The 12,632-nt window shown below is 41.1% G+C and carries 10 protein-coding genes and 1 pseudogene; 5 read left to right on the top strand and 6 right to left on the bottom strand.

Features of this window, described 5'->3' with window-relative positions:
• Positions 1 to 222: 222 nt before the first annotated feature.
• The 3 genes and pseudogenes from V7L29_RS26290 to V7L29_RS26280 form a co-directional block, all read right to left on the bottom strand.
• The gene (locus tag V7L29_RS26290) at positions 223 to 1,581 is read right to left on the bottom strand and encodes an efflux RND transporter periplasmic adaptor subunit (protein ID WP_334689577.1); all 1,359 of its coding nucleotides are present in this window, start codon (positions 1,579 to 1,581) and stop codon (positions 223 to 225) included.
• Between the two features lie 93 nt (positions 1,582 to 1,674).
• Entirely contained in the window at positions 1,675 to 5,139 is a 3,465-nt protein-coding gene (locus V7L29_RS26285; protein ID WP_334737283.1) for an efflux RND transporter permease subunit, read from the bottom strand.
• Between the two features lie 380 nt (positions 5,140 to 5,519).
• Positions 5,520 to 5,762 (bottom strand): annotated as a pseudogene (locus V7L29_RS26280) (3-phosphoshikimate 1-carboxyvinyltransferase); the annotation flags it as partial.
• A gap of 415 nt (positions 5,763 to 6,177) precedes the next feature.
• Here V7L29_RS26280 and V7L29_RS26275 point away from each other — a divergent pair.
• Positions 6,178 to 6,690, top strand: a complete 513-nt coding sequence (locus V7L29_RS26275) for a hypothetical protein (protein WP_334689575.1) — start codon at positions 6,178 to 6,180, stop codon at positions 6,688 to 6,690.
• Between the two features lie 107 nt (positions 6,691 to 6,797).
• Here V7L29_RS26275 and V7L29_RS26270 read toward each other — a convergent pair whose 3' ends face one another.
• A complete protein-coding gene (locus tag V7L29_RS26270; protein WP_334689574.1) occupies positions 6,798 to 7,379 on the bottom strand; it encodes a thioredoxin family protein in 582 nt (193 codons plus the stop codon).
• 144 nt (positions 7,380 to 7,523) lie between these two features.
• Positions 7,524 to 7,739 (bottom strand): high light inducible protein, encoded by a 216-nt coding sequence (locus V7L29_RS26265; RefSeq protein ID WP_334689573.1) that lies wholly within the window; start codon positions 7,737 to 7,739, stop codon positions 7,524 to 7,526.
• A 194-nt stretch (positions 7,740 to 7,933) separates the two neighbouring features.
• Between V7L29_RS26265 and V7L29_RS26260 the strand changes: the two genes are divergently transcribed.
• The 4 genes from V7L29_RS26260 to V7L29_RS26245 all read left to right on the top strand — a co-directional run bounded on the left by V7L29_RS26260 (position 7,934) and on the right by V7L29_RS26245 (position 11,764).
• Positions 7,934 to 9,433, top strand: a complete 1,500-nt coding sequence (locus tag V7L29_RS26260) for a thymidylate synthase (RefSeq protein WP_334737282.1) — start codon at positions 7,934 to 7,936, stop codon at positions 9,431 to 9,433.
• A gap of 243 nt (positions 9,434 to 9,676) precedes the next feature.
• Positions 9,677 to 10,504, top strand: a complete 828-nt coding sequence (locus V7L29_RS26255) for a hypothetical protein (protein ID WP_334737281.1) — start codon at positions 9,677 to 9,679, stop codon at positions 10,502 to 10,504.
• 204 nt (positions 10,505 to 10,708) lie between these two features.
• Positions 10,709 to 11,143 (top strand): nucleoside 2-deoxyribosyltransferase, encoded by a 435-nt coding sequence (locus V7L29_RS26250; protein ID WP_334737280.1) that lies wholly within the window; start codon positions 10,709 to 10,711, stop codon positions 11,141 to 11,143.
• Between the two features lie 48 nt (positions 11,144 to 11,191).
• Positions 11,192 to 11,764, top strand: coding sequence for a deoxycytidylate deaminase (locus V7L29_RS26245; RefSeq protein ID WP_334737279.1), 573 nt, complete (start codon positions 11,192 to 11,194; stop codon positions 11,762 to 11,764).
• A gap of 56 nt (positions 11,765 to 11,820) precedes the next feature.
• On the opposite strand, the gene V7L29_RS26240 is transcribed toward V7L29_RS26245, so the two are convergent.
• On the bottom strand, positions 11,821 to 12,357 hold the full coding sequence (locus V7L29_RS26240; RefSeq protein WP_334737278.1) for a P-loop NTPase family protein: 537 nt from the start codon (positions 12,355 to 12,357) through the stop codon (positions 11,821 to 11,823).
• Positions 12,358 to 12,632 lie beyond the last annotated feature (275 nt).

The following is a 12,632-nucleotide window of genomic DNA, read 5'->3' as shown; positions in this document are numbered from 1 at the left end:
AATTAGCGCCAATGATACAGCGGTTGCAAATGTACTTTGTACTACTTTCAGCTTCTGGTACAAGAAGTCAGGGGGCAGAGGGGCAATTGAAGAAGCGATGCCTTTGGCAAGCAGCAAATTAGAAGTTAATGGAGTACACCCCTCCCCTCCCCAAGGTATTGGGGAGGATGGGTTAGTCTACCTTACTTAGATGAAAAGCGCTGTAAATTGACAACATTGAGTCTACTTTTTTTGTGCAACTGGCTGCACGCGCAAACCCTCTGTCTCATCAACCGTAGGAGTGGCAATCAGCGATTCATTTCCTGTCAGACCTGATGTAATTTCTACTTCAGTACCATAATCTCGCCCAACGGCAACTTTTTGATAATGCACTGTTTGGTCTTTGGTTAGAGTTGCTACCTGCGTACCTGCGGCGTTAACGACTAAGGCACTATCTGGCACAACAAAGGGAGGATTAGTGCGGTTAATGGCAAATTTAACAGTGGCATACATCCCAGGTCGCAGCGTCGCGTTGTAATTATCCACTTCTAATTGTGTCAGCAAAGTGCGAGTATTTGGATCTATAGCGTTGCTAGTACGCACTACTTTACCCGTAAACGCTCGTTGTGGTAACTCTTTGACTGTAATTTCTGCTGTTTGACCAGTCTGAAGTGACGGTGATAAACTCTGTGGAACATTCACATTCACGTCTAGCTTGTCATAAGCAGCAATAGTATAAAGGCTGGTATTGCTAGTATTGGTGTTGCTGGTATTGTTACTACTAGTATTAGTGTTGCCACTACCTGCTGAAATTAAAACACCTGTATTTACGTTACGTGCGGTAATCACCCCTGCAAAGGGAGCAGTGACTTTCTTGTAAGACTGCAATACGGTATTACGCTGGAAGTTTGCTTGACTTGCGTAAACGTTAGCTTGTGCTGCTTTGACGTTAGCAGAGTCAGAATTGACAGTATTTTTTGCTGCTTCAACGTTGGCAAGATTAGCCTGATATGTGGCATATCTTGTATCAGCATCTTGTTGAGGCACTGCACCTTGTTTGACAAGAACACTCCAGCGCTGCCAACTCTGACGTGCGATCAATAGATTAGCCTGGGCTTGCTTCAAATCAGAAACACTTTTAGCTAAACTAGCACGACTTTGAAGCACATTAGCTTGTGCTTGTGCTAACTCTGCCTTCGCTTGCAAAACTTGCTGATCTATATCTGGTGAATCAATTTCTGCTAATAATTGACCAGCCTGCACGCGATCGCCAATGTCTGCGTACCACCGCCGCAAATACCCAGTACTACGAGCGTAGATGGTCGTTTGGTTAAGGGCTACAACACTCCCAGGTAGTTCCAAATTGGTAGTAGCAGCAGCGCGACGGGGAGTGATAACGTTAACTGAGGGTACAGTACTTGCTTCCTTGACTGCTGCTTGTAATTCTGACCTTTGACTTAACCGAGGCAGAATACCTATAGCCAGTAGGCTACCAAAAAAAACAGCACCAATTATAGCCCAACCAATTCGACCGATGCCGCGCCTTTGTTTTCTAGAAGTCGTTTGTTGTTCTAAATCAGGAGATGGAGGCTGAGAATCCATAGGTAAGCTGTCCCATATTATCTAATTTGCAGAAATTCAGCAGCTAGAGTCATTACCATCATTGGCTTTGGCAATTTTGAACAATGAAATTGCTTACTCCTTACCTTGGGATGATGACAAGGAATATGCAGTTTGTGGATCTGAGAAATTTAAATCGTCATCATCCTGATCAATAGGACGAGGTTGTTTACGTCGTAACATGCTGTATACAACAGGTACAAAGATGAGAGTCGCAACTGTTGCAGCTGACAAGCCGCCAATTACAGCGCGACCCAAGGGCGCATTCTGCTCACCACCTTCACCAAAACCGAGGGACATTGGCACCATACCAATGAGCATGGCTAAGGCAGTCATTAATACAGGACGCAACCGTGTGTGACCCGCCGCTTGCGCTGCTTTATAGGCATTTTGCCCTTCCTGACGCTGGTCATTAGCAAAAGTGATCATTAGAATACTGTTTGATGTCGCCACACCTATACTCATAATTGCACCCATTAACGAAGGAACGCTAAAAGTGGTGCGGGTGACAAACAGCATCCAGACAATACCAGCTAAAGCACTCGGCAATGCCATCATAATAATCAGGGGATCAAGCCAAGATTGGAAGTTCACCACCATTAAGCAGTAAACCAGCACAATTGCAAACACAAGTCCGAAACCAAGTCCCAAAAACGAAGAGTTCATCGTTTGCACTTGCCCGCGGACATTAATCTGACTACCGTGAGGCAATTTTTTCTTATAATCAGCGATGATTCGATCTACATCGCGGGCAACTCCCCCCAGATCGCGATCATAGGAGTTAGCGTAGATATCGAAAACTGGCTGAATGTTATAGTGATTGACAACTTGCATCACTGTGTCGCGTTTAACACTAGCTAAATTACCTAAAAGTTGGGGTGTAGTTTGACCGTTGCTAACTGGCGTATTTTTCAGGCTGTCAATAGAGTCAATTTTGTACTGGGGAACTTGTACAGCAAGGGTGTAACTCACGCCTTTTTTGGGATCGAGCCATTGGTTAATTGCAGCTTGACCGCTTGAACTTAAGGAAGTGAGAACACTATTGGCAACATCACGCTGGGTCATACCCAGTTGTTGAGCCTCGGTACGATCTACATCAAGACGTAACTCTGGAGCATCGACAACTTGCTGCATGTGTACATCTACAGCACCAGGAATGCGCGTCATCTTTGCTTCGATTTGTTTGGCAATTTCAAAGTTGGTCTTTGAATTTTGCAGAGGGCCAGATATTTGCACATCAACAGCAGCAGGCAAACCGAAATTCAGAATTTGAGTAACAATATCAGCAGGCTCAAAAAAGAAGGTGTAATTGGGAAATGTCGCTTTCAATTTCTGGCGGAGTTGCTTGACATAAGAAAAAGTTGAACCAGATTTTTTCAGGGACACAAGAATATCAGCATCAGCCGGGCCAATTGTAGCACCGTTGTAGCCATAGGTAAGGTTAATGCCACTGTTGGGTAAGCCGATGTTATCCAGAATCTTCGAGAGATTTTCTTTCGGTACAGTCTGGCGGATAACGCCTTCGACTTGGCTGACAATTCTTTCTGTCTCTTCCAAACGAGTACCAGGTAAGGCTCGAACATGGAGGCTAAACTGACCACCATCGACTTCAGGGAAAAAATCTTGACCGACGAACGGCAACAAAACTCCTGCACTTACTATAAAAGCACCAAACAGCACAAAGACTATGCGGCGGTGATTTAATGCTGAGGTTAGGACATCGTAGTACCAACTGCGAAATTTCTCAAATTGTCGGTTAAACTTTTCGTGTAGCCGCCATATCCAATCTTTCTTCACAGGTTCGGCATTTTTGGTTGTTGCTTCTTCTGTTTGGTGGTTGTCGCGACCATTATTATTTTGGACTGGCGAATAGGTGTGGTGGTCGCGATGATCATGGATTTCGACTGGTGAATGGCTGTGGTGATTGTCCCGACCATTATTGTTTTGGACTGGCGAATCTATATGATGGTTGTCGCGACCATTATTGTTTTGAACTGGCGAATCTATATGATGGTTGTCGCCATGACCATTATGATCCTCACTTTCTCTATGCAAGTCCGCTTCATGTGGTAGCAAATAGCTTGCCATCGTCGGTACTACAGTCCGAGATAGCAGATAAGAAGCAAGCATGGCAAATACTACCGCCATTGCTAGCGGGACAAACAGGTATTTTGCTACTCCACTCAAAAACACGACCGGCACAAAGACAATACAAATACATAATGTTGCGACAAATGCGGGAGTTGCAATTTGCTGCGCTCCATCTAAGATTGCTCGTTTAATTGGTTTACCTTGTCCGAGATTTCGATGGATATTTTCAATTTCTACTGTGGCATCATCTACGAGAATACCGACAGCTAAGGACAAACCACCTAAGGTCATAATGTTGAAAGTTTCTCCCAAACGACTCATCACAATAATCGAAACCAGCATCGAGAGGGGAATCGATACAGCTACGATTACAGTGCTGCGCCAACTTCCTAGGAAAATCAAAATCATCAGCGCGGTGAGACACCCGGCAATCAATCCTTCTTTGAGAACGCCTTGAATCGAAGCTTTAACAAATATAGATTGATCGAACAAAAAAGCTAAATTCAGTCCTGGGGGTAAAGTGGATTGGATGCGAGGTAAAGTTTTTTTCACCCGATCAATCACATCAATAGTTGAGGCATTGCCACTCTTGAGAATACTCAGTAAGCTTGATCGCCTACCATTTTCACGTACCATGTTCGTTTGCACGGCAAAGCCATCCCGTACCTGCGCCACATCACGAATGTAAGTCACATTCCCATTAACTTGCTTAATCGGCAAATCGTTGAGGGCTGCCACTATATCTGGACTATTGTTGATTTGTACAGCAAAGTCGCGAGTGCCTATTTTCATATCGCCTGCTGGCAAAACCAAGTTTTGGGCACTGACAGCATTAGTCACGTCTTGGGCAGAAACACCTTTAGCCAACATCGCTTGGGGATCGATATCAACCATAATTTGCCGAGGTTTACCACCATAGGGCAAAGGTACACTCGCCCCTTGGACTGTTGCTAACTGGGTGCGGACAAAGTTGGTAGCATAGTCGTTGAGCGCTTGTTCCGGCAAGGTTTTGCTGCTGACACTCATCTGGATAATCGGCACGCTAGAAGCGTTGTACTGAATGATGAATGGCGGCGTGATCCCGGGTGGCAAAGGACGGAGAATTGTTTGACTGACAGAGGTGATTTGAGCTACTGCTGAGGCAATATTGACGCTCGGTTGGAAGAAAACCTTGACAACACTAACACCACTTAAAGATTGAGACTCAATGTGTTCAATGTCACCAACGGTTGTTGTCATGGAGCGTTCGCTAATTGTCACGATTCGCTGTGCCATTTCCTCAGATGTAGTACCAGTATAAGTCCAAACTATACTGACAACCGGAATGTTGATTGCGGGAAAAATGTCAACCGCTGTGCCAAATATCGTTACTACACCCAAGATCACAATCATCAAGGCAGCGATCGCGAATGTATACGGAAGACGTAAAGCAATTTTGACGATCCACATGCAATTTCCTTTTAAATGGGTTTAGCGCTCTATCATCACTATTGCCAGAGAATAATTTAGAATCCTTTTTACAAGTGGCTTTTGTCAAAAAGTCACAATTTTGTGCATTGTATTAGAAAATAAAAACTCAAACCCATTTTTTGTCTTGTATTAAAAATGGCATCTGATTTTTCGTTTTCTAAAGTGATGAAACAGAGTTAGATATATAAAGGTCTACTAAAGACATCGTAAATAAATGTAACGCGTTTTATCCTTTGTAATCCACGTCACCAGTCATAGATGCTATTAAGGAAATATTTCTTAACATTAACCAGACAGATGTGGGGTCAATACGGTTCGGTTAAGCTTTTGGTTTCTAAGTCGATGCTCGTTCAGCCCCAAAGTTCCAAAATTTGGGCATCCATAGCTTGAAAACAACCAGCACTGCTGCGGGGTTCTTCTTTTTAGAGAAGTTACTGAATTTCGGTTTCACCTTCGGCTAAAGCGCCTAACATTAGAGGATGGTGAAGCTCCCCAGCTACCCGGATACGACCTTGTAAAGATAGCCCAAAAGAAGGCAGCTGAATAATTAACTTATGACAAAGGTCTTCGTGAGTTTCTACGGTTATAACAGAAGCCGACATTAGGATACACTGGCTTTTGAATACACCGGAAGTTTAACAGCGACTTTGTTTGTCGCTGCTGGTGACTTCCTGCCTAGTATCTTATCGCTTTTTGCTGTATGAAACTTACTTCAATCTACGGGAAGTCTCCCTTAAGAAGGTTTCTTAGCATCTACAACGACTCCCACTGTTTTGAGGCTATAGCCTTAGAATATTTACAAGCTTTACTTACGAATTAGCTCTCTCTAGAAAAAACACTGTTTTTGCTGTCTTAGGTGGCATTCTACCTGTTTCTATCCGGATTTGTGTAGCTTAATAAATCAGCGGATTCATTAATACTAAGCTTGTTTTACTATTTAGTTTCTTACCCTGACCTATTAGACAGCTAGAGTGTTCATTTCACTTTGTTCAATAGCTATTAGCCTTTATCGCTCCCATGCTGACCCATCACCGCAAGCCCGTGTGCTTATCACTTATTTCCACTGACCTACCAATCTGGTCTGTTGTTGAAACTGCCGGGACATTGTATCAAAAAGATACTGATCGGTTCCATTTGCTGTTAACTGCACCGCCCCTAATTAGCTGCGAAGTAGAGAGTGTCTTAAGTCCAAAGGACACACTTCCCCAAAGTAAGAGCAAAGCTTACGCCCCTAGCAGTCCCAGGATTTTGTGGCTGGAAATTTCCCCTTACCGGGTGATCATGACTATGCAAGGTAACGCTCAAGTGAGTTACCGTCACTTTTGGGAACAGGGCGTTTATGGAATTAGTCGTTATTGGTTACCAACTGAATCATTACAACCTAACGATCCTATTCGTTTACGAAATTTTACTAGTAGCCTAACTCTCAACGGACATCCTTTGCCAGAGCATTTGCGTCTGGAATATGAATTATGGGCAGAAAAAGTCCAATTAGGATGCTACATACTGAATTTGGAAATTAAACACTGATAGTCATTGGGACTGGGGATTGGGGAACTCGGGGCCCCTTTTGGGGATAAGGGGTAATGGGGACTAAGAAAATTTCCCAATACCCAATACCCAATGCCTAATCTGTTTCAACCAAAATAACTCGGTTGGTTTCCAGGTTTCCATTTAATATTGCAACCAACACTCGGTTTTTGCTCGCTTGTAATAGGTTTACCCGCCAGCACTGCTTCAATGGCTGCGCGTAAATCTGCACCTGTTACAGGTTTACCATTACTAGGGCGGCTATCATCCAATTGTCCCCGATAAACTAGTTCCCGTTGGTCATCAAATACAAAAAAATCAGGTGTACAAGCTGCTGTGTAAGCCTTTGCGGTTTCCTGGCTCTCGTCGTAGCATAAGGTAAAATTAAACCCTTGTTCTATGGCAAATGCTTGTAACGACTCTGGCGCATCATCTGGATAATTGTGTGCATCGTTAGCACTGATGGCAACGATCGCTAAATCACCTGTAAAGTAATCTCTTCCTAACTGCGCTAATTCTTGTTGGACGTGCTTTACAAATGGGCAATGCCGACAAATGAACATTACCAACAACGCTTTTTTATCTGCAAAGGTGGAAAGTGAAGTTGCTTTTCCAGATATCACTTCCGGTAGATCAAAATCTGGTGCTTTTGTGCCTAGCGGCAACATAGTTGAAGCAGTTAAAACCATAATTTACCTGATAACTTTACGCTGATAACCAACAGCTTTTGCTATCAGTATATTTTACTGTACCACTAAGTTTTACATAAATTAAGAGATGGTAAATTTACCGCCTCTTAAATTTGTTGAGAGTTATGTTACAAGAATCAGTTTTTACAGGCTTGTAAAAATACCAACGATGCCGTGTCCTGTCAATACTTCTAATGTGATCAAACAGACAAAACCAATCATTGCTAAACGACCGTTGAGCAGTTCTGCAAAAGGAGTGAAGCCAGTGCGGTCGCCTTGCTCATCTATATAAACCCTTGGCTCGATCGCAAAGTTGTTCAGTTTACCTTGGTCGTCGATTATAGCAGTGTTTGTACGCATGGATTTTTCCCTGTCTTTTCTTTATGTAAATAACTGTAACAAAAATATTAACATTTGTAAAGCAAATGCAGTGATTTATAAAATATTGGCTGTGTATTAAGTAAGCTCCCAAAGCCTACCTTCGATGAAACCACTACCAATGTTAGATTTAGGTTATGATATAAGATTGTTAACTTTTTTATTTTTAGCCAATCATGACAGCAACGGGTAAGGCAACCCAATTCGAGTACAAAGCACTGCACAAGTCCAACCAGCTTATTTATGGTCTAGGTCAGACGGCAGTGATTACAGGATGGACAGTAAAGCAGGCGATCGCTAAACACCTGCAACCCGAACAGTATGCTGTAATTGGGCAACTATACTCGCCTACAAGGGGGATAAACTTACTAATTCGCAATTTACTGTATAATCCCCATGTTAGGTATTTAGTAGTTTTAAACGCTACTAAAGAAGACAATAACGCAGGTGCGTGTCAGTGCTTGCTGGACTTTTTCCGCGATGGCTTTGAAGAAGGTGTGTGTGATACTGGGTTGCGTTGCTGGGTAATTCGCTCCCCTATCCCTGGATATATTGATCTTCAAGTGGAAGCTAGTGCTTTAGAAGACCTGCGGGAGTCAATAAAGTATCACGAAACCAAATCCATCTCTGAAGGCATTAGTCTAGTTAAGTCATATGCTCAGCAGAAAGCGCTTGCTGCATGGGGTTTGGGTTTGCGCTTAAATTTTCTCATGCCTACTGTTGAACCAACTATCTTACCTGGACCGAGATACGGTCACAGAATTGAGGGTAAGACTATAGCAGAAACTTGGGTAAAAATTATTCATCGGATTAAGACAACAGGAACAATTAGACCAACTGGCTATGATGGGCAATGGCAAGAATTAATTGATTTAATGGCAATTATTACCGATGAACCTGCTGACTTTTATTTTCCTGAGCCGAATTATTTGCCAATTGACCCTCCTTTTCTTGAAGAATACGTTTCGCAGATTTTAGATGATGCACCTTCTAGGGAAGGGTTGAAATATACATATGGTCAACGTTTACGTTCCTGGTTTGAGCGTGATCAAATTGACCAGGTGATTCAGAAGTTAATTGGAGAAATTGATGCTGCTAGTGCAGTGATGAATTTATGGGATGTGAAAGACCATGAAAAAGGTGGTAGCCCTTGTCTTAATCATATTTGGTTGAGAGTGGTTGATAATGAGTTATCACTAACTGCAACTCTTAGAAGTAATGATATGTTTGCCGCATGGCCTGCAAATGCAATGGGATTGAGGGCTTTGCAACGACATATTAGGGATGAAATTGCTCAACTTTCTGAGTATGACTTGAAAATGGGGCCACTCATAACTATTAGTCAGTCTGCTCATATATATGATGATACCTGGGACAATGCAGAAAGGCTAATTACCAATCAATACGCTGCAATTTTTAATCAGCGTAACTATTATGACCCTTCTGGCAATTTCGTAATTGAGGTTGATGGCAAAGAGATAGTCATTACTCACACAACCCCTGGTAGTGGTGAGGTGATTAAGTCTTATCGTGGGAAAAACCCCCTCAGCCTACTAAGAGAAATTTGTGCTACATCTCCAGCAATTCAACCTGAACATACTGGTTATTTAGGTATTGAACTGCAAAAGGCTAGTAACTGTATTAAAACTTGCAAGCCTTATATTCAGGATCAGTAAGTGAAAAAACTGTAATTCATGTAAATAAACAGCAATACTAGAATAGATATCTCCGTGCTAAATATATAAGGTAATTTGCAACACACTAGAATATAAATTAAAATACGTGTAATCAAAGTAGCCTTTTCTTCAAGACAGTCAGAGCCTCCTATTTAGCTACTGACACAATGTGCTTGACTTTATAACTACATCGGATGTCTTTGTAGAAAATTGTGTTGGTTTGTGGAATTAGGGAGTATTTGTATGTCAGTCTTGAGTGATCGGGATATTATTAGGGAACTTAGTAAAGGTATACTTTTTTATCCTCTCAAGCCAGATAGTATAAGGGCTTGTGATTTATGTTTAACCGCTAGTGAATATGCATACGCAATTGGACAAAAGCAACGTTTGACTATTCAAACAGAACTAAAGACAAGTAAGCCAGATGAGGAAAAGAAGTTTTTCTACATACCTCCAAGAGATACTGCTTTAGTATGGACTGATGAAGCTGTTTACCTCAGTGGTTACTTTCGTGGTCCACTTTACTCAATGGTTGGGCTAGTCTCGAAAGGTATGGGACACATTGGTACGCGAGTAAATCCTTATTGGTCAGGTGTTCTTTGTATAGCCCTTCATAATATTTCAGATGAAATGCTTAGAATTAATGTAAGAGATGTGAATCAACCGATTGCCTATTTGGCTATTGAAAAATTAAGTTCTAAGTCATCAAGTAATCGCAATACAGATAGACCTGCAAGACTTGATATTCTTATTGGTTTGCCTAATCGTAATGAAATTGATGATTTTTTCAATAGAAAAGAACATAGTTGGATGACAGGCGATACAGATTTATTGAGGAAACTTATGCTGGAGTCAGAGGAGTATAAAAAACTTAAAATTAGTGTTCATGAAACATTGCTAAGTTTTCTTGGACAAGATACATCGGCGAAATGGGCAGCAGTTGCTGCAATAGGAACTTTATTATCAGCAATATTTGCGGGAATTCCATTATTTCAAAGAGTTAAAACTCCCACTCTAGAAATCCGAACTGAACCAAACAAAACAGTAAATACACCTTTAAATAAGAAATGATGTATCTGATATTGAAAAACATTTTGTTTACAATTAATAGTAATAAAATAATAGATAAATAAACTTTTATAATTGAAGAATCATACTTTATTTTAAATACAACATTGTATTTTTAGAATAACTTAGTATAATTCTTGAAAAAATATTAATCAAGAATTAAAAAAAGAATGTAATTTTATTTTTAATGTAAGGTAGTTATTAAATATGCACACAATATATGTATCTGGTGCGCTAACTAATGTGGAGAATCCAGCAGAGTCTAAGGCACTTTATGAAAAAATTGGTTTCCTTTGCGAAGAAATTGGTCTTCAAGCTTATGTTCCACACAAACAAACTGATCCAGTAAATAATCCTGAGATTAGTCCTCGTGAAGTTTTTGACCAAGATAAGTATCAAGTCAGCAATTCAGATTTAGTTATTGCTTACCTTGGTTCACTATCCTTTGGTGTTGGAATGGAGTTAGCTTTTGCAGAGACAAACAACATTCCTATTATTCTTCTATACGAAACAGGTAAAAAAATATCAAGATTTCCACGCGGCATTCCCACTGTTATTGCTGAAATACAGTTTCACGATCATGAAGACGCCTTGAATCAGCTTAAAAATATTTTGGATAAGTGGAACCCAGAGCATCCATAGTTTCCGTTGTCAGCAAGGCAGTAGAATAAAGTTTGAAATTGATAGATTATGCAAGATATTTCCCCAATCGACAAACCCCATCAAAGACCAACATGGGATGAATACTTTCTAATGTTGGCTAAACTAGCAGCCACTCGCTCAACGTGTTTAGCCTTTCCAGTGGGTGCTGTGATTGTAAAAAACAAGCAAGTCGTAGCAACAGGTTACAATGGCTCACCATCGGGTTCAGCCCATTGTACAGCTCAAGGATACTGTTATCCGGGATTAAGTAGCTGTGATGCTAGTAAAATTCTACCCTCAAGGGCTGTACACGCAGAAGCAAATGCGATCGCACAAGCAGCAAAGCATGGGACTTCTACAGATGGTGCAAGTATTTACGTTACCCTAGAACCTTGTCTGTCTTGTTTAAAATTAATTATCTCCGCAGGAATTAAGGAAGTGTTTTATGAAACTTCTTTCAATAGCGGCGAGAAAGCCTTAGTGAGGGATTCCTTTGTTAATGAAGGTTTAGTCACCCTCAAACAGATTCAGTTATCTCAAGTAATGGCACAACAAGCTGCTCAATTTCTCCTTAATCCGACATCTGTTGCTAGAACAGTAAGGTGTGTCCACGAACTTTAACACACCCTCTGATTGAAGATTATAAAATCTGAAATCTCAAATCCTGAGTATTTTGTTTAGGGCCGATGACTCCGGCGGATTTCTGTAATTTGATCTGCTACATCCAACAGAGATTTTGGCATCTCTGTCCCTGTGAGAATGATATCGACGTGGGGAGGGCGTTTTGTTAAAAACGCTAAAACTTCTGTTTCAGGAATTAAACCAAAGTTAATCGCTAAACTTAACTCATCTAAGACAACGAGAGAATACTTACTCTCACACACTACCTGCTGTGTATACTCCCACAGCTTTTGTAAGGCTTGGTTTTCCGTATCGTCTAAATGTGGTGTATCGATACAACGAGGCAAATCACAGCGAATCCAATCTAAATTTTGTCCTAATTGTATAGGTCTTTCCTGTCCTTGACGAATACCTCCTTTGAGAAACTGCACTATTAATACTGGTGTTCCTTGTCCAGCTATTGTCAGTGCTTGAGCCATAACGCTCGTAAAAAAGTTGCGATGGGAGCTAGTGAAAACTTGCACTAGTCCTTCAACTGGATATGGTAAAGTAAGAGTTGAATTTATACTTGGGGTTTCTAGCTGGGCAACCATAGGGTAAAGTTCAAAAAGTTACAATAAATTAAAGTTTTGTGCTGGCGCTACTTGTTACAAATCTGCCTGTATAATCAATCTGTTTTTTACAGATGTGGTGGATTTGGCAAATTGCATTCTTAGTCAAACACTAGGTTTGTGCTGAAGTCAAGAGTTATTTTCGTTTTTTCTCTGAAAGTAGTTGTAAAAATGAAAACACATAAGTTAAAGTTCCAATTATTTAAAAAAGCGGGGCATAACAGCTGAAAATCGCTAAATTTTAGATTTCCTGGTTG

The sequence above is a fragment of the Nostoc sp. genome, from assembly GCF_036916575.1.
Classification (GTDB): Bacteria; Cyanobacteriota; Cyanobacteriia; order Cyanobacteriales; family Nostocaceae; genus Nostoc.
The sequence above is the reverse complement of the archived record's forward strand: the minus strand, read 5'-3'. Positions and strand labels throughout refer to the sequence as shown.